This is a genomic window from Thermaurantiacus sp., assembly GCF_053487655.1.
The window spans coordinates 1-24,333 of the sequence record NZ_JBRCLD010000088.1 but is presented as its reverse complement, the minus strand read 5'-3'; the positions used below and the strand labels follow the sequence as shown (position 1 = coordinate 24,333).

Below are 24,333 nucleotides of genomic sequence, written 5' to 3'. Positions count from 1 at the left end.
CACGTCAAAATGTGCCGCCCTTGCCTTGCTGTGCCTGGCGCCAGTGGCAGCGCAACCCGCGCCACCGCCCGGGCCGCCTGAGCCAGTTGTGGTTGCGCCCTTTCCCGAGCCAGCCCCGGCCGACCCAACGCTTTTTGCGCCCCTTGTCCCGCTCGAGAGCCTCGCCGACATCGACGCGGGCGAGATGGTCGGCAGTGCTCTGCCCGACCTGCCGCGCAGCTACCGGCTGGAGGTCTCGGGGCTTCGCCCGACTGGGATCGAGGATTCCTATCGCGCGGCCTCGACTCTCTGGCGTGGCCAGTCCGAAACGCTCACTGCACTCGAGCTTGCCAACCGGCTGCGGACGGATGAGCGCTTGCTCCGCGATCTCTTGAAGAACGAGGGCTGGTTTTCGCCCACCTTCGACATCGGCCTCAAGACGCTGGAGGGCCGCCGCGAGGTTGTCATCAAGGTCGACCCCGGTCCACGCTATGTCTGGCGCGAGATCGCGCTCGATGCCCTGCCCGAAGGCCGGCCAGAGCTTGCTGCCGACTTCGGTCTCATGCCGGGCCTGCCGATCCGGCTCGCCGAAGTGGAGGAGGCGGAGGCGCGCTACAAGCTGCAGCTTGCGGAAGCTGGCTTCCCCTTTGCCGAACTTGGGCCCCGCGACATCGTCATCGACGACGAAGGCCGGACCGGCGACTATCTCCTGACTGGCAACCTCGGAGCTCCTGCCGTGTTCGGGCGCATCCGGCTCGTCGGCCACCGGCCGTTTGACGAGCGCCACGCCGCGCGCATCGCCCGCTTTGCCGAAGGGCAGCCCTGGTCGGGTGTGCTGGTTGATGATTTCCGCCGCGCCGTCGTTGCCACCCGGCTTCTTGCAGGCGTGGCGGTCACGCCCGTTGAGACCGGCCGCTTCGACTCCGAAGGCCGGGCGATCGCTGACATCGAAGTCGCTGGCGAGCCGTCACCGCGGCGCAGCCTCACGGGCCAGGCTGGCTACTCGACCAACGAGGGCGTCCGCATCGAGGCCCGCTGGCAAAACCGCAACTTGTGGAAGCCCGAAGGCAATCTGACGCTGCGCGGCGTCGTCGGAACCCAGGAGCAGCGCGTGTCCGCCGATGTGCGCAAGGCGAACTTCGGCCGGCGCGACCGCTTCCTGCTCCTTGGCGCCGAATTCGTGAACGAGAACCGCCCGGCTTTTGATGCCCGCACGGCGCGCGTGGGCGGGTCGATCGGGCGGGAGTCGACGCCGATCTGGCAGAAGCGCTGGGTGTGGGAGACTGGCGCCGAGTTTCTCTTCACGCGCGAGCGGGACAAGGCCGAGGCCCTCCGCGATGACAGCCGCGATCAGTACAGCATCCTCGCCGTCTATGGCAGCGGCGGCTATGACGGGACCAACGATCTCCTCGACCCAACGCGCGGCTTCCGCGTCAGCCTCCGGATGGCGCCCGAAGGAGCGGTCCGTGCTGGCAGCATCGATGCCTATGCCCGGATGCAGGGCGATGCCAGCGCCTATCTCCGGGCAGCGGAACCGCTGGTTCTTGCCGCGCGGTTACGGCTTGGCAGCATTGTCGGTGCTGAGCGGGCAAGCATTGCACCGTCGCGGCGGCTCTATGCTGGCGGGGGAGGCTCGGTGCGCGGCTATTCCTTCCAGGGGGTGGGGCCACAGACTCGCGATGCTGCAGGCGAGCTTCGCCCCATCGGCGGCCGCGGCCTGTTCGAGGCAAGCTTCGAGGCGCGGTACCGGATTGGCGACTGGGGCATCGTCGGCTTCCTCGATTTGGGCCAGCTTGAGGAGGGGCCTCGGCCGCAGCTCGATGCGCTGCGCTACGGCGCCGGGCTTGGAGTCCGCTACTTCACAAGCTTCGGGCCACTGCGACTTGATCTTGCCCGGGCCATCAACCGCCGGCCGCAAGACCCGCAGGTCGTGCTCTATATCTCGATCGGACAGGCCTTCTGATGGCCGACCCGCCGCCTGGCGACCCTCCGCCGCGCCGGCCGCGCTGGCCCTTGATGGTCACGCTCCTGGCGCTGGCCGGGCTCCTGCTCTTGGCGCTTGCCGGCGCTGGCCTTTGGGCCTTGTCCGAGACGGCGAAAGGCCGCGCCTTTGTTGTCCGGACGCTGCTGCCGCATCTTGTCCTTGAGAATGGCGTGGCTGTTGCCGTCGGCCGAATCGATGGCAGCCTGCTCCGCGCCCCCAGGCTCCGCGATGTGGTGGTGACCGATCAGGACGGCGTGTTCGCAACCGCGCCGGCCCTCGCCATCGACTGGTCGGCACGGGCGCTTCTCGGCGGGCGAATCCATCTGCGCTGGCTCGAAGCCGAGGAAGTCCGGCTCTGGCGCCGGCCTCGGCTCATCCCGCCGCCACCAGATGCGCCGCTCCTTCCTGATATCACCGTGGCGATCGACCGGTTCGACGTCGCGCGGCTTGTCGTTGACGATGAGGTTGCCGGCGTTGCCGAAACCGTCGCGCTTGCCGGCCGGATCGCGCTCGCCGACCGGATTGCTTTCGTCGCGCTCGAGGCCGCTGCCACGAAGGGCGACCGGCTGCGGCTTCTCGTTGATGCTGCACCCGATTCCGACCGTCTCGACCTCGAAGGGCAGTTGGTCGGGATGCCGGGGGGGCTGGTGACGGCTGCCCTGGGTCTTGCCGAGCCCGTGCGGCTCGACCTCTCCGGTGTCGGCGGCTGGACGCGCTGGCGCGGCGTCTTGAACACAAGGATCGGCGAAGTGCCAGCAGCAACGCTCGGCATTTCGGCCGACGATGGCCGCTTCGCCCTGTCTGGCACCATCCGCCCGGGCCCCGTGCTCCCGGACATCCTTGCCGGGCGGCTTGGCCAAGCCTTCGAAGTGGAGGCCCGCGCCGTGCCCGAAGGCCGGCAAACTCGGATTGCCCTTGATCTTCGCGGGGACGGGCTTTCGCTCGTTGCCGGCGGCCTTCTTGACCGCCAGAGCGAGCGGATTGCCGATGGCCGCCTGCGGCTTGATGTCGTTGACCCCGGCCGGCTCCAGCTTGGTCTTGCTGGCGCGCCAGTCCGGCTCGACGTTCGGCTTGCAGGCCCGCTGCGCGCGCCCGAAGGCAGCTGGTCCGTGCGCGCGGCGCGGCTGGTGCAGGGCGCAGGCGACGAAGCCGTCGGCGCCGAGGGCCTCGAGGCTGAAGGGAAGCTGGCCTGGACGGGCAGGCGGTTGAAGGCTCCGTTCACTGCCCGTGCCCGGCGGCTGACCGGCCTCCCGCCCGAAATCGCGGACCTTCTTGCCCGCCCGGAACTCACCGGCACGCTGCAGCAGACGGCCGGCGGCTACGCTGCCGACGACCTTCGGCTGCGTGCAGCAGGTGCAACTGGCGCAGGTGTGGCAAGCTTTGCGCGTCAGATCGGCCGCTGGCAGCTGGAGGCCACAGCCACTGTCCCCCGGCTGGCGCTCGGGGCCGACGTCCGCGTCGCTGCAGTGGCGCGGGCGCGCCTTGCCCCGGATAGCAAGGGTGCCCTTGCCGCGCGCGGGCTCCTTGAGCTTCGCGCGGTTGCGCTTGGTGATGGCCTGCGCCGCCAGCTCGGCGGCCTGCCGACAGCACGCCTTCCCTTCACCTTTTCAGGCGGTCAGCTCCGGGTGCAAGATGGGAGCTTCGCAGCACCTGACCTCAGCCTGGGGGCAGTCGGGCTCCAGCTTGACTCCGGCTCGGGCCGCTTCGCGCTTGCCGGGGCCGGCACCAGCCGCTTCGGCCCGCTTGCGCTGCGTGCCAATGGCACGCTTGCCGCCCCAAGGCTGCAAGTGCAGCTGGCCGCACCGGGCTTTGGGCTTGGACTTGCCGAGCTTCGGCTCGAAGCTGTGCCGGTGGCCGGCGGCTTTGCCATCACGGCCTCGGGCCGCACGCCACAGGGCCCGCTCGCAATTGCCGGAAGAGTCGAACTGGCAGCTGCTGGGCCACTTGCAATCGATGTCGCAGACGCGTCGCTTTCGGGCATCCGGGCGTCGGGGCGGCTGGTCCAGACAGCAGCCGGGCCGTTCGCTGGCCGGCTTGGCGTGACGGGCTCCGGGCTTGACGGCACGCTCGATTTCTCGGCTGTGGGTGCTGCGCAGCGCATAACCGCCACGGGCACGGCTGCACAGGCGCGGCTCCCGCTTGCCGAGCCGGTCATCATCGGTGCCGGGACTGTTGAAGCGACGCTCCTTCTGACGGCCGATGGCCCCCGGCTTTCGGGCACGATTGCAGCCCGCAATCTCGTGCGCGCTGGCCTCAGGCTCAGCGAATTCTCCGCCCAAGGTGTGGCAAGCGAGGCCGGCGGCGAGGGGCGCGTTTCCGGCTCCGGACTGTGGCGGGGGCGGATGCTGCGCGGTCAAGCCACAATCCGTCAGGATTCACTGGGCCTCCTCGTCGGGCTTGACGGTCGCTATGGCGCGCTGCCGTTCCGGCTTTTGGAGCCAGCCCGCATCCGTCGCCTGCCCAAGGGGTGGGAGCTGGTCCGGGCCCGCCTGGCGCTGCCGACGGGCAGCATTGATCTCGCCGGCCAATTCGGGGCAGGCGGGCGGCTTCGCGTTGCTGTTGACGGTGTGGACCTTGATGCCACGCGGCTTGCCGATTCGCGCCTTGCTGTGCGCGGCCGGGTGGATGGCTATGTCGATCTTGCGCTTGGCCCGGGCGAGACCTGGCCGGCAGGGCGCGTGCAGCTGCGGCTGCGCGGCTTCTCCCGGCCATCTGCCGTCAGCGATGTGCCGCGGATCGATGTCGATCTCGAGGCAAGCAGCACGAGGGAAGGCCTCGTTGCCGGTGCCCGTCTGACTGGCAGTCGCGGCTCCTCTGGCCGGTTGCTGCTGCGGCTGGTGCCTGGCGGTGGCAAGAGCTTTGCCGACCGGCTGCTTGCGGGCGCGATCAGCGGCGGGCTGCGCTATGCCGGCCCTGCCGAGACCGTGTGGTCCTTCCTCGACATTCCCGACCAGGAGCTGAGCGGACCTGTCGGGCTTGCGCTTGATGTCACAGGAACCGTTGCCGCCCCCCGCATCGAGGGCGGTGTGCGCGGGAAGGGCCTTGCCTATCGCAACCTGGGCTTTGGCACACGGCTCACCAACCTCGACATCGAAGGCACGTTCGAAGGGTCGCGGCTTGTCATCTCGCGCATCAGCGCCGATGCCAATGGCGGCAACATCCGCGGGCAGGGCAGCATCCGGCTGGAAGCAGAAGGCGGCGGTCAACTCGACCTTGCCTTCAGGCTCGAGAAGGCGTTGCTGGCGGACAGCCCGACAATCCGGATCATCGCCTCAGGGCCGCTTGCGCTCAAGGGCACGCTTGCGCGGTCCACGCTTTCCGGAGTGCTTGAAGTCACGCAGGGGCGGTTCCGGCTGGGCCAGACCCAGGCGACAGCAGCAGCGAATGTGCCGGTGCGCCGCAAGAGCGAGAGCGCAGCACCTGCACTGGCGCGTGAAGCGGGGTCGCTCGTGCGCTTCGATGTCGAGGTCCTCGCGCGTGACAGCGTGAAGGTCGATGGGCTTGGTCTCGAGAGCTTCTGGGGTTCAAGGGTCCGGATCGGAGGCGATGCTCGCAATCCCCGCCTCTCGGGCGAGGCCGTGCTGGCGCGCGGCAGCTATGATTTCGCTGGGCGCACGTTCGAGATCGGCCGGGGCCGGATTGGCTTTACTGGCGCTCCGCTTGACTCCACCCTCGATATCCAAGCGAAATCGCGCGCAGAGGGGTTCGAGGCCGGAGTCCGGATCAGCGGTACGGCACGGCGGCCAGAGATCGGCTTCACCTCCTCACCCCCGCTGCCTGAGGACGAGGTGCTCGCGCGCCTGCTATTCGGCACTTCCGTTGCTGATCTTTCTGTGACCGAGGCCGTGCAGCTTGCGACTGCGCTTGCGGCGCTGCGCGGGGGGAGCGGCGGGTTCGATCCCGTCGGTCAGCTGCAGCGCGCTTCAGGGATTGACCGCATCCGCCTCCAGGGCAGTGACACAGCAACCGGGCTTGGCACGGCCATTGCATTCGGCGAGCGGATCGGCCGCAACCTCTATGTGGAAGTCGCAACTGATACCAGCGGCAATGCCTTGACCACGCTCGAGTTCGCCATCAACAGGGTGTTGGGCCTCTTGGCGCAGGTGACAACATTAGGGAACGCCAGCGTCAACCTGCGCTACAGCCGGGACTATTGACCCGCGCGTGCTGCCGGGAAAGGCGGGCCGCCTGTTACCGCGTCCCGGCGACCGGAACCGGTCACCGGGCGCGCAAGCGCGACCGCGCGCCGGCCGTCAGGCCGAAGGCTCGATGACGACGGGTCATCGAGCGCAGATATCAGTCGTCGGTCGGCTCGGTTGCCGTGCGGGCAGCGTCGCGGATGGTGCGGGCAGCGCCGACGAGGTCGATCCCTTGCGTGCAGCCCGTGACACCACCCGGGCCTACGGCCGAGCAGCTGCCTGTGCCAGTTGCAGCATCGCGGCCGCTTGCAAGCTGGGCGCGGTTGGCCCCGACCTGGTCCTCCCGCGCGATGGTCGAGGCGCGCTCGGCCTCGCGCAGTTCGCGCGGGATCCGGTAGCGCTCTTCCTCCGGGCGACGGGCACAGACGATGATCTCGTCAGGATTTTCGGACTTGGGGCAGGGGTCATCCCCGTAGACGAGGACCGTGCGAGTCCGGTAGGTGCCCTCCTGCGCGAGCGCAGCGGCGGCAAACGCGGCGAGTGCGATGCCCGCCACCAGAAACCGGTCCATGTGTCCATCCTTCAGCTCGAGGTCTCGACCATGTAGCTGAAACGCGTTCCCGGGTGAACCGAGCATGACATTTCGACGAGATCAGACGCCTGGTCGAAATAATGGCGGATAATCCTGAGACAGGCTGCGCCTTTGGGAATCGCGAGCACACGGGCTTCGGCAGCCGTTGCATTGACGGCCTGGATCTCCTGCGTCACGCGGCCGATCCGCAAACCGGCAAGCCGTTCGAGCTGGGCGAACAGCGCTTCATGTCCTGAGGTGAGCGCAGCCGCAACGGATTGAAACCGGGGATGCAGGAACGCATCGGTCACGGCAACGGGCTCGGCAGCCCCGTCCATCACGCGGATCCCGCGGATATGCAGCCAGGGCTCGCCTGCTGGCCGCTGCAACATCGCTGCCTGCGCCGGGCGCAGCCTCGTAAGGACGGCAGGCGCGATACAGAAGCTCGAGGCTTGCGCATATTGGAGCAGCGCCTGCGTATCCGAAAGCGCCTGGCGGAGCGCCGGCCGCGTTGCTGCCACAACCGTGCCCGAGCCGCGCTTGCGCACAATGAGCCCTTCGCTTGCCAGCGTGCGCAGCGCCTCGCGCACGGTAAAGCGCGAAACGCCGAAGCGGGCCGTCAGCTGCGCCTCGGTCGGCAGCGGGTCACCCGGCCGCATCCGGGCAGCACGGATGTCGGCACGCAGCGCATCCGCAAGTGCAGCATAGCGGGGCTGGGCACGTTCCGACATGGCTTGCCCTAGCCCGTCCGCTGCCACTAGGGCAAGCAGATGTCCGGACAACTCGCGACCGCCTCGGAAGTGCTCGCGACTGCCAGCCTGCGACCAGTGGGCGCAGACGCCCGGGCCCGGGCCCGGCTGCATCTTCTCGACTGGCTTGCTTGTGTCGCCGGAGCGCGGGAGAGCGAAGTGGCCGCAATGGCGCGCGCTGCAGAGCCAGATCCGATCATGCGGGCAGCGCTTCTTGGCAATCTGCTCGAGATGGACGATGTCGACCGAATGGGGCGGCTTCACCCGGGGCCAGTGCTGTGGCCTGCAGCACTTGCAGCCGCACGCGCCATCGAGGCGCCGATGGGGGTGTTGCTGGACGGGTTTGTCGCGGGCGTGGAAGCGATGGTCGGGCTCGGCCGGACCCTTGATGACCATCACTACGCTTTCTGGCATCCAACCTCGACGGCGGGGACGGCCGGTGCAGCTGTCGCAGCCGCACGCGTCTTCGGGCTCGACCAGGAGCAGGTGGCTGACGCCATTGGCCATGCGGTGTCGCTCGCCGGCGGGCTCTGGCAGCTGCGGCATGAGCCCGGAGTCCACACCAAGGCCATCCATGTCGCACACGCGGCGCGTGCCGGGCTGTGGCACGCGCGCCTCGCCAGCAAGGGTTTCCGCGCTCCGCGCGCCATCCTCGAGGGGCCGCAGGGGCTCTGGGCGGCAATGACGCGCTCGCCGCGCCCGCTGGCGCTGGCGGAAGGCTGGCGGCTGTTCGCGCTTTCACTGAAGCCCTGGCCGGCCTGCCGCCATGCCCATCCCGCAATCGATGCCGCACTTGCCCTGCCGCCGGCTGTGCTTGCCGCAGGGCCCATCCTCGTTGAGACCTATGGCGATGCACTTGCCTTCTGTGACCGGCCCCAACCCCTGACGCCGGGTGAGGCCAGATTCTCGCTGCAGCATGCGGTCGCTGTCGTTGCCGTGCGCGGCCGGCCCTGTCTTGCCGATTTCGAGCTCGAAGCCCTTTCAGACCTAGCGCTTGCAGCTGTGCGGGCGCGGGTTTCCTGCACTGTGGCCGAGCCGTTCGCTTCGGCCTATCCAGCGCACTATGGCGCGCGGGTTTCTGCCGGCGGGGCGGTTTCTGAAGTGGCCGATGCTTGGGGCGATCCGGAGCGGCCGCTTGGCGTTGCGGATGTCGAGGCCAAGCTCCGCGCACTTGCCCAGTGGGGCGGCCTTGGGCGAGACGCAGCGGAGGCAGCGTTGCAATGCTGTGCGGCCGAGGATGGAGCGCCGATCGCCCCGCTGCTCGATCTCCTCGGCCAGTGGCTCCAATGACGGCTCTTGCAGCCATTGCCGCGTTCGTCTGCCGCCACCGGCCCGAAGGCGCCGCGCGGGCAGCAGCCGAACGGCTCATCCGCGATACGCTTGCCGTCCGGCTCGCGGGGCTTGCGACACCAGCAGCCCGCCAAGTGGCACAGGCGGGCGGCGCAGCCATGGAAGACGGGTTTGCCATCCACTGCCTCGAATGGGATGCCGTGCACGAGGGGGCAGTGGTGCATGCCCTCTCAGCAGTCACAGCCGCTGCGCGCACGATTGCCCACCGGCAAGCGCTGACCAACCCGGAAGCTGTGCTCGACGCCATAGCCGCGGGCGTTGAAGTCGCCTGCTTGCTTGGTGTCGCAGCAACAAGCCCGCTCAGCTTCTTCCGCCCGGCAACCGCGGGCGCGGTCGGTGCGGCGGCAGCAGCCGGGCGGCTGCTGGGGCTCGGGCCGGACCGGATGGCCCATGCCTTGGCACTCGGCGTTGCCCAGGCGTGTGGCACCATGCAGGCGCATCTGGAAGGCTCGATTGCACTTCCCCTGCAAGTGGGGTTTGCAGCGCGCGCCGGCGTGCTTGCAGCCGATCTTGCGGCTGCTGGCCTCTCCGGGCCGGCGGGTGCGCTCGACGGGCCCTTTGGCTATTTCCCTCTGTTCGACAGGGGCGCGCTTGCCGCGCATCTTGGCCGGCTGGGAAGCCTCCTTGCTGAGGTCAGCATCAAGCCCTGGCCATGCGGGCGGGCGAGCCACGGCGTGCTCGATGCGATCGCCCGGGTGCAGGCCGCCCATCCGGGCGCAGAGATCCTCGCGATCGAAGCGCGGGTGCCGCCGCTGGTACTGCGGCTCGTCGGCCGGCCGTGGGAAGCGGACATGGCGCCAGCGCGGGCGCGGCTGTGCCTGCCATTGCTTACTGCGCTGATTCTGCGGGACGGTCGTATCGACCCACGGGCCTTCACGCCTGCCACCTTCGCTGATCCGGAGCTGATGGCGCTTGGTGCTCGCCTGCAACTTGCAGACGATGGCAACCCGGATCCCAATGCGCTCACGCCGCAGCGGGTGGTGGTCGAGCTCGCTGGCGGCCAGCGCAAGGAGATGGCGCTTGCTGCTGTTCTCGGCAGCCCAGAGGCCCCCATGTCGCCTGCCCAGCTTGCCGCAAAACTTGCCTTCGCGCTCGAGCTCGGCGGCATGCCGCCCGACCATGACCCCTTGTCTGACCTTCTTCCCCGATTAAGCCCATGAGCAGCTGGTACGACCACATCGACTCCCGCGCCCTTTTTGAGGCCTATCCCATCGGTGAGGCCTTCACGGCCCGCTATACGAAAATGTCGCGCGACGAGCTGCGCGCGCGCCAGGAGGCAGATTTCCAAAAACTCATGGCGCGCGGCTGGGAGGTGCCCTTCTACCGCCGGCTCTGGGGTTCAAAGGGCATCGAGCCCGGCGATATCCAGAGCCTCGATGATCTCCCGAAACTTCCCAGCTTCGACAAGTCGGACCTCATGGCCTCGATTGCTGCCCACCCGCCGCTCGGCGATTTCCATGGCCGCAGCGGCGGGCCGGTCGTGCTCCACACCACCTCGGGCACCACCGGCAAACCGCAAGTGCTGCTGTTCGGTCCCTGGGGGCGCGAAGTGGGGAACCTGCTCGTCGCCCGCATGGCGCTCTGGCAGGGCTTGCGCTCTGACGATGTGGTCCACTCGGTCTACGGCCACGGCATGATCAACGGCGGCCACTATATCCGCGAAGCCTATACCCGTTTCACTGAGGCACTGTTCCTCTCCGCCGGCACAGGTATTGAGACTCGCTCGGCAACCCAGGTCCAGCTGATGGCGGACTTTGGCGCAACCGTGCTCGTTGGTTTTGTGGACTATGTGCGAAAGCTCGCCGAGGTGGCGCGCGAAGCGGGGCTCGCGCCAGGGCGGGACATTCCGGTCCGGATGATCATCGGCCATCTCGGCACCGAGGACCGCGCTGCAACCGAGGCCGCTTGGGGGGGTGCGAAGGCCTATGACTGGTATGGCGTGGGCGATACCGGCAGCATCGCCGGCGAAGGTCCTGATCGCGATGGCCTCTACGTCTGGGAGGATGCCCAGCTGGTCGAGATCTGCGATGTCGAGACGGGGGCCCCCCTGCCACGCGGCCAGAAGGGCGACATGGTGGTCACCTGCCTCTACAAGCGGGACGTGGCCCCCGTCATCCGATTCAATACTCATGATGTCTCAGCCTTCCGCACCGACAGAAACGCAACCGGCATGGTGTTCGATCGCATCGAAGGCTTTCTCGGCCGCTCCGACAACATGGTGAAGCTCAAGGGCATCAATGTCTTTCCCCATGCTATCGGGGCAATCATCGAAAACCGGCCAGAGCTGACTGGGGAATATGTCTGCCGCCTTGCGCGCGCCGGCGGCCAGGACCGGATGACGGTCATCCTCGAGCATCGCAATGCGGCCGCAGCAGACTCGAAGCCCTATGCTGCGCTCCTCAAACAGGGGCTCGGGGTCGAGGTGGAAGTCAAGCTGGTCGCGCCGGGCGAAACCGCGCCAATGACGCAAATCGATGTCCGCCAGAAGGCGCTCCGGCTCATCGACGAGCGCCGGGCGTGAGCGCGGCGATCCATCAGCTCGGCGTCGTCGCGCTCGGGGCCGCGTTCGCATCCGGTCATGTCTCGGTCGTAGACGCAACCGACCATTATCTCGACCGGATCGCCCGCTTCGATCCTGCACTCAACGCCTTCACGGCAGTCGACGAGGCCGGCGCGCGTGCTGCTGCGAGGGCGAGCGCAGCTCGCCTTGCGGCAGGGCAAGCCCGGCTGCTCGAAGGCGTGCCAATCGCAGTCAAGGGGAATATCGCAGTCCAAGGCCTTGCCTGCCACGGCGGCTTTGGCGCCTTCCGGAACCGGGTTGCCGAGCGCGACGCCGAGGTCGTGGCGCGGTTGCGCGCGGCCGGCGCGGTCATTCTCGGCACCCTCAACCTGCACGAGGGTGCGCTGGGAGCGACGACGGCCAACCCGCATTTCGGTGCCACCCACAATCCCCACCGCCATGGCTTCACCCCTGGGGGCTCATCAGGCGGGTCGGGCGCAGCAGTGGCAGCTGGCCTGTGTGCAGCGGCACTTGGCACGGACACGCTGGGCTCCATCCGCATTCCGGCGGCCTATTGCGGAGTCGTGGGCCTGAAGCCGACCAACGGGCTCGTGCCCGATGAAGGCCTGCTGCTGCTGGTGGCGCGCTGGGACACGATCGGCCCCTTGGCGCGCTCGGTCGCGGACGCGGGCGCGGTGATGGCAGCGCTTGCGCCCCCTGGCAACAAGCGGCCAGTCCGGCGGGTTGCAACGCTTTCCTCGGTTGCGAGCGTTCCCATGCACGCTGCAGTCGAGGATGCCTATCGGCTTGCCCGCGATCTCCTCGAAGGGCTTGGCATCGAAGTCACAGAGCGGCTGGCTGCAATCGATCATCATCGGGTGCGGCTGGCCGGCTTCGTCGAGGCCGCACGCGAGGCAGACGCACGCTTCGGCCATGCGATGGCAGAGGATCCGGCAGGCTTTTCGGAAGCGTTTCGCGCCAGCCTTGCCTTCGGCCGCGCCTTTGCCGACCCTGCCCTCGCGGAGGGCGCAAAGGCGCTCGATGCAGCAGGGGCGGAGCTGCGGGCGGTCCTCCAGGTGGATGATGCAATCCTGTTGCCGACGACTCCGCAGCCAGCCTTCCCGCTTTCTGCCGAGGCACCCGTGAGCCAGGCCGATTTCACGGCGCTTGCCAATATCGCTGGCCTGCCCGCGCTCGCCATTCCCGCTGGCTGGACTGCAGACGGGCTCCCAGTCGGAGTCCAGCTCGTCGGCCGGGCTGGTGAGGATTCGACCTTGCTCGCACTCGGTGAGGCGCTGGAGCGCGCGCTCAACGCCCATCGCTGGCCCATGGATTTCGCCTGAGAGGAACCCCCATGCGCATATTGGTCCTGTTCAACCTGAAGCCTGGTGTTGACCCAAGCGCCTATGAAACCTGGGCGCGCACCACCGACGTGCCTGGCGTTCGTGCGCTCGGCTCAGTCACGGATTTCCGCGTCCATCGCGTCACCGGGCTCCTCGGCTCGGATGCGCCTTCGCCCTATGCCTATGCCGAGACCATCGACATAGCGGAGCTGGACTCGTTCCTCGCGGATGTCGGTTCTGAGAGTGTCCAGAAGATGGCGGCCGAGTTCCAGGCCTTCGCCGACAATCCGCTGTTCCTTCTGACCGAGGATCTCTGATGCGCCGGTTCGAGGGACGCGTGGTAGCAGTGACCGGCTCGGGCCGGGCCGGGGGGCTGGGGGCGGCGATCCTCCGCCGCTTTGCCGCGGAAGGCGCGGCCTGTGTCGTCTCCGATCTCGGCACGCCCAGGGAGCGGATGGGCGAAGGCGACATCGGGACCACCGCCGAGATGGAACGGGTGGCAGAAGGGCTGCGCGCCATGGGGACGAAGGCCATGGCTTTTCCATGCGACGTGCGGGTGGAGGCGGACTGCCGGGCGCTGGTGGAGGCGGCTGTCGGCGCCTTCGGCCGGCTCGACGTGATGGTGGCGAACGCCGGGATCGGCTATCTCATGAAGCCCTTTCTTGAAACGGAGGAAGCCGACTGGGACGCGGTGCTCGACGTCAACCTGAAAGGCGCCTTCCTTGCCGCCAAACATGCCGCCCAACACATGGTCGCGCGCGGCGGCGGCGGGCGGATCCTGATGATCGCCTCGCAGGCGGCGAAATCGGGCTTTCCGCACATGGCGCCCTATTGCGCCTCGAAGCACGGGATGGTGGGTCTTGTGCGCTCGATGGCAGTCGAGCTCGGCCGCCACGCGATCACCGTCAACGCCGTCTGCCCCAACCATGTGACGACCGGGCTGGGGGCGAAGCAGAATGCCTATTTCGCCGCGCTTCTCGGCTTTGACAGCGTTGAGGCCTATCTCGCCAACATGAAGGCGAAAAATCCGCTCGGCCGGCCGGGTTTGCCGGAGGACACGGCAGCCCTGTGCGCCTTCCTTGCCTCGGACGATGCGGCCTATGTAACCGGCGAGGCGTGGAACGTCTCAGGGGGCGAGGAGGTCCACTGACCTCCCCTTGCCCCGCATCCCTGGGGCCTTAGGCCGGAACCGGCGCCCGCCGCCGGAGCGCCGATCCCACAAGGCCAAAGCCTGCGATCAGCATTGCCCAGCTCGCCGGCTCGGGGATGGGCGCGATGGTGAGCCGCGCCGCCGGCGTGCCGAAGGGGTCGTTCAGTCCGAAGCTGCCGCGAAGGAAGGTGGGTGCGGCCGGCGTGCCAGAGTAGAGCTGCGGCCTATAGAGATCGAGAAGGGTGCAGAAGACGCCGATGCAGACGCCACCCCCCTCGGAAGCTTCGTAGAATTGCATGCGGTCAGTGAAGGGCGCGCCCCTGAGCGTGCCGCTTACAGAATTGAGGCGGAAGCCAATGAGGAACACGACATCAGGCACCGGGCTCGCCGGCAGCTTCCACGAGCCGGTCGGGCCGCCGGAGAGGGTGAAGACATAGGTTGTAGCCGAAGTGGGCGCCGCTGTCGCGGCAAGCGCGGCAGACACCAGGAGCGTGCGCGCGAGCGTCATGGGCAATGTCTCGTTCCGTTGCGGAGACTGCCCCTCGCAGGCTCCCGCGCAGAGAGTGCCAGAAAGCGTCGGCGATACACCTCCCCTCAGAGCCGGTCGCGCGCGGCGAGCGTCTTCTCGAAGTCATTGGGCCAGACGAAGTTGGTAAAGCTCATCCCGATCGTCATCGAGAGGGCCTCGACATGGTGCCACCAGCCGACCGGCAGGAACAGCATATCGCCCGGGCCGATCTCGCATACGAGGGTGTGGGGTGCATCGGGCTCGTCGACAAAATCAGTGCGCGTGCCGAAGCGGCTGAAGCAGTGGAGGTGGTTCTGCATCCGGGGCGTTTCCTCCGGTGCAGCGAGAGTCACGCGTTTCCTGCCGCGGATCTGGAGCAGGAAATTCTGCGTCAAGTCATGGTGCCAGGGCGTGATGGTGCCCCTGGGGCCCATCCAGAAGAACCCGTCGCCCATGCGGTTCTTCGCAAGATAGCCGGGGATGGGCCCGATCTCCTCCCACAGCGCTGCGAGTGCCGTCCGGTTTACCGTGCCGTTGTTGGCCGTCATATAGAAATCGTTCGTGGTCGGGTCGGCGGCCAGCCGGTCGAGCAGAGCATGCCAGCGCATCCGCGTCTTGTGGGCAGGGGAATTGCTCTCGAACTCGGGGTCGCTCTCGCGCCCGGACTGGACTTCGACTTCCGGATTGCCGAGCGACCGGAAATGGTCGAGGCTCCAGCGCGTCATCGCCGGCCAATGGTCAACAAGGCCTTCAAGGATGACCGGCCGAAGCGTGCACCAGTGCTCCCGGAAGAAGGTCTGGGGCGCCATGCCCCGCACCCGCGGCACCTCGTGCCAGAGTTCGCGCTCCAGGCGGGCGCGGATGCCAAGCAGCCAGTCCCGCTTGGCGAGCCGGGCCTTGAGCCGCGCAAGCTCCCGGATCTGGGCTTCGTCCGCATGAGGGATTGCTGGACGCAGCCCGAGCGCGCGTGCGGGGTCGTTGGGGCGAAAGCCGGAGCGGACTTCGGGTTTCAGCATCAGAGCTGGCCGTAGGGGACAGAGAAGGTGTCACAGGCATCCGGGTTGCCGGCCTTGAAGCCCCTGGTCAGCCAGCGCACCCGTTGCTCGGAAGTGCCGTGGGTGAAGGCATCGGGCACGACCCGGCGGCCCGCTGCGGTCATCAGCGTGTCGTCGCCGATCGACTGGGCTGCCCGCACGCCTTCAGCAAAATCGCCCTCATCCAGGATGTCGCGGTTGTGCGACGCCCACACTCCGGCATAGCAATCGGCCTGCAACTCCATCCGGACCTGCAATTGGTTTGCCTCGACCTTGCTGGCGCGGCTCTGGGCACGGGCAACCTGCTCGGAAATGCCCGTAACAGTCTGGACATGGTGGCCGACTTCATGGGCGATCACATAGGCGGCGGCGAAATCGCCAGGTGCGCCAAACTGGCGGGCGAGCTGGTCGAAGAAGGCCGTGTCGAGATAGACCTTCTGGTCCGCAGGGCAGTAGAAGGGCCCCGAAGCGGAGGAGGCACCACCACAGGCCGAGCGCACGCCGCCCTCGAACAAGACGAGCGTGGGCTGGGGATAGCGCGCTCCGCGCTCGGCAAAGATCTTGCCCCAAGTGTCTTCAGTTGTCGCCAGCACCTTGGCGACGAACTGGTCAGCAGGCTGCACATTCTTGGCTGCAGGCGCGGGAGCCTGGCCCAAGGGTGTGCTCTGCCGCGGAGCAAGCCCCATGCCGCCACCCTGGCCAAAGAAGTTGAACGCCAAGAAGAGGGCGCCGGCAACAAGGAGGCCGCCGACTCCGAACTTGGAGAGAATGAGGGGCAGGAAGGCGCCAAGGAGCCCGCCCATGCCGCTGCTCCCCCCACCGCCAAAGCCGAGGCCGCTGCCACGGCCGAAGCCACGCTCGCTGCGGCGGTTCTCGATGTTGCCACTTTCGCGCTGGTTGTCGAGCCGCATTCCACCCTCTCCCGCAGGCGGCTGGCCCCGAGCGGCTGGACCAAGACCCCGTGCCCACCTATGCCGCCGGGCATGCCACCTGGATACAAGATGCGCTGCCTGCTTGCCAGCCTTTCCCTCCTTGCTTGGCCTGCGCTGGCAGGGCCGCCCATTGTGCCATTTGAGGTGCCAGCCGAGCCCGGCATCCGCGTGGAGACAGTGGCAAGCGGCCTCGAACACCCCTGGGCGCTCGCCTTCCTGCCCGATGGCCGCATGCTGGTCTCCGAGCGGCCAGGCCGGCTCCGGTTCGTGGGCCGGGATGGGCGGATCTCGGCCCCAGTCCGGGGCGTGCCCTCTGTTGCGGCCTTCGGGCAGGGTGGCCTTCTCGATGTCGCGCTTGCCCCCGATTTCGCGACCAGCGGCACCCTCTACTTCACCCATTCGGTCGGTACCGAGCAGGCGAACATGATCGCGCTCTCGCGGGCGCGGCTTGCTGGCAATGCGCTCTTGCGCGTGACCGAGATCGCCCGCAACCCGGTGGCCAAGAGTGGCGGCGCCCATTTCGGCTCGCGTCTCCTCTTCCTGCCCGATGGCTCGCTCCTCATGAGCGTCGGCGATGGCGGCAACCCCAATGTGAAGCTCGCCGGCGCCAACATCCGCAACCAAGCGCAGAACCCACGCACTTGGTTTGGCAAGACTCTGCGCCTGACAGCCGATGGAAAGCCGGCTGCAGGCAACCCGGGCACAAGCGCTCCTGGCTGGGACCCGCATGTCTGGACCATCGGCCACCGCAACATCCAGGGCCTCGCACGCGACCCGAAGACGGGCGCCATCTATGCCACCGAACATGGCGCCCAAGGGGGGGACGAGCTCAATCGCCTTTTGGCCGGCAGCAACTACGGCTGGCCGCTTGTGACGTACAGCATCGAATATTCCGGAAAGTCCATCACTTCGGAACGCACGCGCCCCGGCATGGTTGATCCCCTCTCGGTCTGGACTCCCTCGATTGCTGCCTCAGGCCTTGCCGTCTACCGTGGCACGGCCATGCCCGGGCTCGACGGCGCCCTCCTCGCTGGCGGGCTCATGAGCCAGGATGTGCGCATCATCCGCCTCGGTCGCGATGGCCAGCCACAGCGGGAGACCCGAATCGAGGTGGGCGCGCGCGTGCGCGACGTCCGCGTCGGCCCCGACGGCTTCGTCTATGTCCTGACCGACGATACGGAAGGAAAGCTCTTGCGGCTGCGACCAGCACGCTAGGACAGCCTCGCCTGCCCCTCATAAGGGACTTACAAGGTTTATCGCTTGAAGATAAGACTCGGGCATGGATCCGCGCCGCAACCCCTTTGCCCCCGGCGCCGGGACCCAGCCTCCCGAGCTTGCCGGCCGGGACGAGCTCATCGAGAGGGCCGAGATCGCGCTCGACCGCATTGCCGCCGGCCGCCCGGCCCGAAGCCTCATCCTCTATGGTCTTCGCGGCGTCGGAAAGACGGTGCTCTTGGGCAAGATCCGCGCCGATGCCGAGGCGCGCGGGCTGGTGCCAGTGCGGATTGAGGCGCCGGAGAACCGTTCGCTCCCCGCCCTTCTTGCTGCCCCCTTGCGTACAGCGCTCCTGAAGCTTGATCGGCTGGAGGCGGCAAAATCGGGTGCCAAGCGCGCGCTCGCTGCCCTTGCAAGCTTTGCCAAGCTCAAGCTGCGCTATGCCGATATCGAAGTCAGCCTCGATTTCGAGCCGCTCATGGGCATCGCCGACTCGGGCGATCTTGAAGCCGATTTGGCCGCGCTTCTGATTGCCGTCGGCGAGGCCGCGCGCGAGCGCGGAACGGCCGTTGTGCTCGTCATCGATGAGGTCCAGTATGTCGAGGAGGAGCAGCTTTCCGCCCTCATTTCAGCCTTGCACGCCGTCGCCCAGGAGCGGCTGCCAGTCACAATGGTGGCAGCAGGCCTTCCTCAGCTCCTTTCCCGCATGGGCCGGGCCAAGTCCTATTCCGAGCGATTATTTGAATATGTGCCAGTGGGCGCGCTTGATTCCGGTGCAGCGCGGGTCGCCATCACCCTTCCCATCGAGCGCGAGGGGGCTGAGATCGAGCCCCAGGCGGTTGCTGCCATCATCGCTGCAACCGAGGGCTATCCCTATTTCCTGCAGGAGTGGGGCAAGCACAGCTGGGACATCGCGTTTGATGAGACCATCACCCTCCAGGATGTCGAGAATGCCGGCGTGATGGCGCTTGCCGAACTGGATTCGAGCTTCTTCCGCGTCCGCTTCGACCGCCTCACCCCGACCGAGAAGCGCTATATGCGCGCCATGGCCGCGCTCGGGCCGGGGCCGCACCGCTCCGGCGACATTGCAGACGCCATGGGCAAGCAAGTCACCCAGCTTGCGCCCATCCGGAACGCGCTCATCAGGAAGGGGATGCTCTTCTCCCCAGCACACGGCGACACGGCCTTCACGGTCCCGATGTTCGATGCCTTTATGCGCCGGATCATGCCTGACTGGCCGTGACCGGGCCCGGGCAGCTGCGCTGTTGCAGCGGGAGGCTTTTCTCCTGCCGCAGCGCAAGCAGGCCAGGCGCCAGATGCAGCACGGAACCCCTGACCAGCGCGCGCGGCGCTGGCCGGTGCGAGACCAGCACGAGGCCGGTTTCCGTGCTGCCAAGCCAGGTGTCGAGCCGCGCGACGACCTCGGCCTCGGTCTCGGCATCGAGGCCCTCGGTCGGCTCGTCGAGGAGGAGCCACGGCCGCCGGGCAAGGAGCGCGCGAGCAAGCGCGAGCCGCTTGGCCTCGCCACCTGAAAGTCCGCGCCCGCCATCACCGAGCAGTGCCCCGAGGCCTCCGGGCCGGGCGCGCACCACGTCTGCAAGCCCGGCGATCTCGAGCGCCTCCCACATCTCCGCCTCGGTCACACCGGGCCGCGCGAGCGCGAGATTCTCGGCAATGGTGCCCGCCATCAGCATCGGCGCTTGCGGCGCGAGCGCGAACAGGCGCCTGCGATCCATTTCCGAAAGGCGGGCAAGCGGCACGCCGCCCAACGTTGCCTCGGCACTGTTGGCCGGGCCGAGGCCGGCCAGCGCGAGGAGAAGGCGGGTCTTGCCACTGCCGCTTGGGCCTGCGACCAGCAGCCGTCCGCCGGCCTCGACTTCGACCTCCTGCCCGGCGACCCGGATCCAGAGCGGGCCGGGAGCCAGCGTGGCGATGGCAGCAGGAGGAGAAGGCTTGGGCCCGGCGGTCGCCTCCAGCCGGGCGAGGCCGGCGGCCACCCGGGCGCGTTCGATGGCAGTGCGCACCAGCCCGCCCTGCGCTTCGACTGCCGCCTGCGCAGCAAGCGCCGCCGCCACCACCAGCGCAACCGGGGCACCAGCTGCCAGGAGCAGCACCATCCCGGCCGCGAGCCCGGCGAACAGTGTGACAAGAGCCGCAATCCCCGCTTCGGCGCGGACATAGCGCGAGCGCGCGGCATCGAGCCGCGCTGCCTCGTCTGCGAGCAGGGCAGCCGTCTTCGTCTCAAGGCCCATCAGCCGGATCTCGGCTGCAGCGTCGATTGCCGAGACGACTGCCGCCTTGAGTGCCCCCAGTGCTGCCTGCGTGTCTTCCGCAGCAGGCTCAAGGAAGCGGGTGCGCAGCGCATTGGAAAGCGGCACAAGCGCAAGAAGGAGCGCAGCAACACCAACTCCGGCGCGCGGTGCAGCAAGCCAGGCCACCACCACTGCGAGCACGCCTGCCGCCACACCGGCTGGCGCCGACGGTGCCCGGACGAGCCGGTTCTCGATTGCGTCCACATCTTCAACCAGGCGGCTCGCGGCCTCTCCGCCCGAAAGCGCGAGCGCCTGCGCGGCCGGCTGTGCTGCGAGCAGGCGGAACAGGTCCGCGCGCAGGCCGGCAAGCGCGAACAAGGCGGCGCGGTGGGCGAACAGCCGCTCGAAATAGCGGGCACCCGTGCGGAAGATGGCGGCCTGGCGGATGAGCGCGCTTGGGAGCAGATAATTGAAGGCGAGCGCTGCCCCTGCTGCGGCCGCAAGGCCTGCACCAGCGAGGAACCAGCCCGAGAGCCCAGCCAGCCCGACGGCGGAAAGCGCACCCGTTACAGCTGCAAGAATGGCAAGCCGCATGGCGGCGCGCTGTTCGCGGGCGCGGGCGGCAAGACGCTCTTCCACCTCGCCATTCTGGTCCCGAAGGCGTCTCATCCGAGCGCCACCACCTGTTCGGCTGCTGCGATGAGATGCGGATCATGCGTTGCAACAATGACGGCGCGCTGCTGGGCTTCGGCGCGGAGCCGGGTGATGACGGCGGTGGCGGCGTCGCGGTCGAGGTCGGCGGTGGGCTCGTCGAGCAGCAGCACAGGCGCATCCGTCAGAAGGGCGCGCGCAAGCCCGATGCGCCGTCGCTCGCCGCCGGAGAGGCCCGAGCCGCGGGCGTCGATAACGAGATCCCCGCCCCGGCGGGCAAGAAGCGGCCCGAGCCCAGCAGCTTCGGCGGCTGCACGCACCTCGCCTTCGGTCGCGCCGTCGCGGCCAGCGGCGATATTGGACGCAAGCGTTCCCGGAAACAGCTGGACGGCCTGCCCGGCCCAGGCAGCGCGGCCGAGAAGACCGGCCTCGGGCCAGTCACCGCCGTCAAGCGCAAGCGCCCCCGCAGCTGGCGGCAAGAGGCCAGCGAGCGCGAAGAGAATGCTCGACTTGCCAGCACCCGTCGGGCCGGTCAGCGCGACAAGGCCGGTCCGGCCGATTTCGAGATCGACCGGGCCCACCCGCGCACCCGGCGCCGGCGCAACTTCGAGCTTGCGCGCGACAAGCCCGCCGAAGTCCCTCTGTGGCGCAAACTTGACTGGCGGTGGCCCTTCAAGGCGGGCGGCGATCGCCGCTTCGGCCGCCTCACCGACCTGGCGGTCATGATAGGCCGCTGCCAGCCGGCGGAAGGGGAGATAGAATTCGCCCGCAAGTGCGAGCGCAAAGAAAGCCTCGGGCAGCGTGAGCGTCTCGGGGACATGGAAGGGCAGGATGCCGAGCAGCTGGAAGCCACAATAGACGGCAACCATGGCAACGGACAGTGCTGCGAAAAACTCGATAATCCCGCCCGAGACAAAGGCGATCCGAAGCGTCGAGAGCGTCCGCTCGGCGACTTCGCGGGTGGCAGCTTCGAGCTGGGTGGCGAGGCGCGGTGCCGCACCGAAATGGAGGATCACCGGCAGCGCCCGCACGCGGTCGACGAAGAGGCCGGTCAGCATGGAAAGGCTTTCGAGCTGGCGTTCGGCTGCAACCCGCGCCGCCGTGCCGGCAAGCGCCATGCCGATCGCAAAGGGCACCAGCGTTGCGACAAGAATGAGGGCTGCAACCGGGCTCGCCAACGCCACCACTGCCGCAATCAGCAAGGGCGCGATGGCGGCGGTGGTCCGCAAGGGGCGATAGCGCGCTTCCAGCCCTTCCAGCGCCTCGACTTGGGATACAGCGGTTGCCGCTTCCGCGCCTGCCAGCCGGCCTTGCGCCCAGCCTGTGGCAAGAAGTCGCGGGTAAAGCTGGGCGCGGGTGCGGGCCTTCGTCTTGCTCGCAAGCGCCACGCCGGCGGCTGCTGCCCTGGCCTGAACGGTGGCCCGAAGTGGCCCCGAAAGCGCCACCAAAAGCGCCCCAAGGAAAATGCCATCCCATTGTTCTGAGATGAGATTTTGAACGGCTAGGGCAAGGCCAAGGGCAAAGGGGAGGGCAGCTGCGGCATCGGCCAGGAAGAGCAATGTTGCGGCATTGCGCAGCAGCCATAAGGCCTTGCGGCGCTCGGGCCTTGCAGGAGGGGAAATGGCAGGCATGCGCGCGGCCCGGTAGCAAGGTCCCGAGCGAGCGGCTAGACTGGCCATGGCTCGGAAAATTCCGGGCCTGTTGGGGTGTCCAATGATCGACCTTGCCGTCCTCGAGATGTCGCGCCTGCAGTTCGCGCTGACAGCGATGTATCATTTCCTGTTCGTGCCATTGACGCTCGGCCTCTCCTTCATTCTCGTCATTATGGAGAGCATCTATGTGATGACGGGCCGCACCGTGTGGCGCGACATCACCCGCTTCTGGGGCAAGCTGTTTGGGATCAATTTCGTCCTCGGTGTCTCGACGGGCATCACCATGGAGTTCCAGTTCGGAACCAATTGGTCCTATTATTCGCATTTCGTCGGTGATGTGTTCGGCGCGCCGCTCGCCATCGAGGGCCTGATGGCCTTCTTCCTCGAGGCGACCTTTGTTGGCCTCATGTTTTTCGGCTGGGATCGGCTGTCGAAGCTCGGCCACCTGTTCGTCACGTTCATGGTCGCGCTCGGCACCAACTTGTCGGCGCTGTGGATCTTGATTGCCAATGGCTGGATGCAGAACCCGGTCGGCGCGGCCTTCAACCCCGATACCATGCGGATGGAAGTGACGAGCTTCTGGGAGGTTCTCATGAACCCGGTCGCCCAGGCCAAGTTCGTCCACACCGTCTCGGCCGGCTATGTGACGGCCTCGGTCTTCGTGCTCGGAGTTTCGGCCTGGTATCTCCTGAAGGGCCGGCATCTCCAGCTTGCCCGCCGCTCCTTTGCCGTTGCTGCTGCCTTCGGGCTTGCCTCGTCGCTCTCGGTCGTCGTGCTCGGCGACGAATCCGGCTATGTGCTGACCGACAACCAGCGCATGAAGCTCGCGGCAATTGAAGCGATGTGGCACACCGAGAAGGCCCCTGCTGGCTTCACCGCCGTCGGCATCCCTGATGTGGAGGAGCGGAAGACGCACTATGGCGTCCATGTGCCCTATGTGCTGGGCATCATCGCAACCCGCAGCCTGACGGGCGAAGTCAAGGGCATTTCCGAGCTCGTGGAAACGGCGGAGACTCGTATCCGTTTGGGCATCCTCGCCTATGATGCGCTCGAGCGGGTGAAGGCGGATCGCACCGACATGGCAGCGCGTGCCCAGTTCGCCGAGCACCAGGCCCATCTCGGCTATGGCTATCTCCTGAAGCGCTTCGTTGCCGACCCGCGCACCGCCGACGAGGCGACCATCCGGAAAGCGGCGCAGTCGGTCGTGCCCAATGTGCCGGTCCTTTTCTGGACCTTCCGGCTGATGGCAGGCTCGGGCTTCTTCTTCATCGCCTTCTTCGCCTTCGCCTTCTTCCTCGCGACCCGCCATGACTTCGGCCGGCGCTGGTTCCTCAAGCTCGCGGTTGCCGTGATCCCGCTGCCCTGGATTGCCTCGCAGGCCGGCTGGCTCGTCGCCGAGCTCGGCCGCCAGCCCTGGGTGGTGGAAGGCCAGCTGCCGACCTTCCTCGCCGTCTCCTCGATCACGCTCGCGCAGGTGTGGACCACGATCATCGGCTTCACCCTCCTCTACGGGATCCTCGCCGTCATCATGGTCCGCCTGATGCTCGCTGCCATCCGGAAAGGTCCGGAGCCCGACCCGCGCTGGACGGTTCCTGATCGCCCCCGCGCCGTTGCCGGGCAAGATGCACCGGCGTGGCAGCCGCTGCCAGCGGAGTAAGATCGATGCCCATCCCGCTTGACTATGAGACTCTGCGCGTCATCTGGTGGCTTCTGCTCGGCGTCCTTCTCATCGGCTTTGCGCTGACCGACGGGTTCGACATGGGAGTGGCGGCCCTTCTCCCCTTCGTCGCCCGAGACGATGTTGAGCGGCGCCTTGTCATCAACTCCATCGGCCCGACTTGGGAGGGCAACCAGGTCTGGTTCATCCTCGGCGGCGGCGCCATCTTTGCTGCCTGGCCGCATGTCTATGCGATCAGCTTCTCGGGCTTCTACCTCGCCATGTTCGTGGTGCTGGCGGCGCTCATCCTGCGCCCGGTCGGCTTCAAGTATCGCTCGAAGAACGCGGACCCGGCGTGGCGCAGCATGTGGGATTGGGCGCTCTTCATCGGTGGCTTCGTGCCGGCGCTGGTCTTCGGCGTGGCCGTCGGCAATGTGCTCCTGGGCGTGCCCTTCCGGCTGGATGACAATCTGCGCTCCGTCTATGAGGGGGGCCTCCTTGATCTCTTCTCGCCGTTCGCCCTTGTTGCCGGCCTTGTTTCGGTTGCCATGCTGGTTCTCCACGGCGCGGGCTGGCTTTCCATCAAGATCGAGGACGGCCCGGTGCTCGCCCGCGCGCGCCGCATCGGCACAATTGCCGCCCTCCTTGCTGTCGGGCTGTTCCTCGC

Annotated in this window: 19 protein-coding genes; 12 read left to right on the top strand and 7 right to left on the bottom strand. The window is 67.7% G+C overall.

Annotated features, from left to right (window positions below; translation table 11 throughout):
- Positions 1–43 precede the first annotated feature (43 nt).
- Together ACWIQA_RS08830 and ACWIQA_RS08825 are read left to right on the top strand one after the other, a co-directional pair.
- Positions 44–1,942: an autotransporter assembly complex protein TamA gene (locus tag ACWIQA_RS08830; RefSeq protein ID WP_448582703.1), complete on the top strand. Its 1,899-nt coding sequence runs from the start codon at positions 44–46 to the stop codon at positions 1,940–1,942.
- A complete protein-coding gene (locus ACWIQA_RS08825) occupies positions 1,942–6,120 on the top strand; it encodes a translocation/assembly module TamB domain-containing protein (protein WP_448582702.1) in 4,179 nt (1,392 codons plus the stop codon). Before ACWIQA_RS08830 ends, ACWIQA_RS08825 begins: the two co-directional genes overlap by 1 nt.
- 139 nt (positions 6,121–6,259) lie before the next feature.
- Here the strand turns inward: ACWIQA_RS08825 and ACWIQA_RS08820 are convergent, their stop codons facing one another.
- Together ACWIQA_RS08820 and ACWIQA_RS08815 are read right to left on the bottom strand one after the other, a co-directional pair.
- Entirely contained in the window at positions 6,260–6,673 is a 414-nt protein-coding gene (locus tag ACWIQA_RS08820) for a hypothetical protein (protein ID WP_448582701.1), read from the bottom strand.
- An 11-nt stretch (positions 6,674–6,684) separates the two neighbouring features.
- Positions 6,685–7,404 (bottom strand): GntR family transcriptional regulator, encoded by a 720-nt coding sequence (locus ACWIQA_RS08815; protein WP_448582700.1) that lies wholly within the window; start codon positions 7,402–7,404, stop codon positions 6,685–6,687.
- Positions 7,405–7,443: 39 nt separating this feature from the next.
- Between ACWIQA_RS08815 and ACWIQA_RS08810 the strand changes: the two genes are divergently transcribed.
- From ACWIQA_RS08810 to ACWIQA_RS08785, 6 genes are read left to right on the top strand one after another with little or no spacing between them, the layout of a single operon-like run.
- Complete coding sequence (locus tag ACWIQA_RS08810; RefSeq protein ID WP_448582699.1) at positions 7,444–8,712, top strand: MmgE/PrpD family protein; 1,269 nt, start codon at positions 7,444–7,446, stop codon at positions 8,710–8,712.
- Positions 8,709–9,932 (top strand): MmgE/PrpD family protein, encoded by a 1,224-nt coding sequence (locus ACWIQA_RS08805; RefSeq protein ID WP_448582698.1) that lies wholly within the window; start codon positions 8,709–8,711, stop codon positions 9,930–9,932. Before ACWIQA_RS08810 ends, ACWIQA_RS08805 begins: the two co-directional genes overlap by 4 nt.
- Positions 9,929–11,293, top strand: a complete 1,365-nt coding sequence (locus ACWIQA_RS08800; protein WP_448582697.1) for a phenylacetate--CoA ligase family protein — start codon at positions 9,929–9,931, stop codon at positions 11,291–11,293. The genes ACWIQA_RS08805 and ACWIQA_RS08800 overlap by 4 nt, the downstream gene beginning before the upstream one ends.
- On the top strand, positions 11,290–12,615 hold the full coding sequence (locus ACWIQA_RS08795; RefSeq protein ID WP_448582696.1) for an amidase: 1,326 nt from the start codon (positions 11,290–11,292) through the stop codon (positions 12,613–12,615). Before ACWIQA_RS08800 ends, ACWIQA_RS08795 begins: the two co-directional genes overlap by 4 nt.
- Positions 12,616–12,626: 11 nt before the next feature.
- Complete coding sequence (locus ACWIQA_RS08790; protein ID WP_448582695.1) at positions 12,627–12,932, top strand: REDY-like protein HapK; 306 nt, start codon at positions 12,627–12,629, stop codon at positions 12,930–12,932.
- A complete protein-coding gene (locus ACWIQA_RS08785) occupies positions 12,932–13,765 on the top strand; it encodes an SDR family NAD(P)-dependent oxidoreductase (RefSeq protein WP_448582694.1) in 834 nt (277 codons plus the stop codon). Before ACWIQA_RS08790 ends, ACWIQA_RS08785 begins: the two co-directional genes overlap by 1 nt.
- A gap of 28 nt (positions 13,766–13,793) precedes the next feature.
- On the opposite strand, the gene ACWIQA_RS08780 is transcribed toward ACWIQA_RS08785, so the two are convergent.
- From ACWIQA_RS08780 to ypfJ, 3 genes are all read right to left on the bottom strand, one after another.
- The gene (locus ACWIQA_RS08780; RefSeq protein WP_448582693.1) at positions 13,794–14,273 is read right to left on the bottom strand and encodes a PEPxxWA-CTERM sorting domain-containing protein; all 480 of its coding nucleotides are present in this window, start codon (positions 14,271–14,273) and stop codon (positions 13,794–13,796) included.
- Positions 14,274–14,359: 86 nt separating this feature from the next.
- Positions 14,360–15,289, bottom strand: coding sequence for a cupin-like domain-containing protein (locus tag ACWIQA_RS08775; RefSeq protein WP_448582692.1), 930 nt, complete (start codon positions 15,287–15,289; stop codon positions 14,360–14,362).
- A complete protein-coding gene (gene ypfJ / locus ACWIQA_RS08770; RefSeq protein WP_448582691.1) occupies positions 15,289–16,218 on the bottom strand; it encodes a KPN_02809 family neutral zinc metallopeptidase in 930 nt (309 codons plus the stop codon). The genes ACWIQA_RS08775 and ypfJ overlap by 1 nt, the downstream gene beginning before the upstream one ends.
- 90 nt (positions 16,219–16,308) lie before the next feature.
- On the opposite strand from ypfJ, the gene ACWIQA_RS08765 reads away from it, so the two are divergent.
- Positions 16,309–17,454 (top strand): PQQ-dependent sugar dehydrogenase, encoded by a 1,146-nt coding sequence (locus ACWIQA_RS08765; protein WP_448582690.1) that lies wholly within the window; start codon positions 16,309–16,311, stop codon positions 17,452–17,454.
- Positions 17,455–17,518: 64 nt separating this feature from the next.
- On the top strand, positions 17,519–18,697 hold the full coding sequence (locus ACWIQA_RS08760) for an ATP-binding protein (protein WP_448582689.1): 1,179 nt from the start codon (positions 17,519–17,521) through the stop codon (positions 18,695–18,697).
- Here the strand turns inward: ACWIQA_RS08760 and ACWIQA_RS08755 are convergent.
- Together ACWIQA_RS08755 and ACWIQA_RS08750 are read right to left on the bottom strand one after the other, a co-directional pair.
- The gene (locus tag ACWIQA_RS08755; protein WP_448582688.1) at positions 18,678–20,375 is read right to left on the bottom strand and encodes an ATP-binding cassette domain-containing protein; all 1,698 of its coding nucleotides are present in this window, start codon (positions 20,373–20,375) and stop codon (positions 18,678–18,680) included. The two genes, ACWIQA_RS08760 and ACWIQA_RS08755, sit on opposite strands and share 20 nt — an antisense overlap.
- A complete protein-coding gene (locus tag ACWIQA_RS08750; RefSeq protein WP_448582687.1) occupies positions 20,372–21,988 on the bottom strand; it encodes an ABC transporter ATP-binding protein/permease in 1,617 nt (538 codons plus the stop codon). The genes ACWIQA_RS08755 and ACWIQA_RS08750 overlap by 4 nt, the downstream gene beginning before the upstream one ends.
- Positions 21,989–22,073: 85 nt before the next feature.
- Between ACWIQA_RS08750 and ACWIQA_RS08745 the strand changes: the two genes are divergently transcribed.
- Both ACWIQA_RS08745 and cydB read left to right on the top strand, forming a co-directional pair.
- A complete protein-coding gene (locus tag ACWIQA_RS08745) occupies positions 22,074–23,666 on the top strand; it encodes a cytochrome ubiquinol oxidase subunit I (protein ID WP_448582725.1) in 1,593 nt (530 codons plus the stop codon).
- Positions 23,667–23,671: 5 nt separating this feature from the next.
- On the top strand, positions 23,672–24,333 hold a 662-nt coding region (gene cydB, locus ACWIQA_RS08740; RefSeq protein WP_448582686.1), incomplete at its 3' end, for a cytochrome d ubiquinol oxidase subunit II.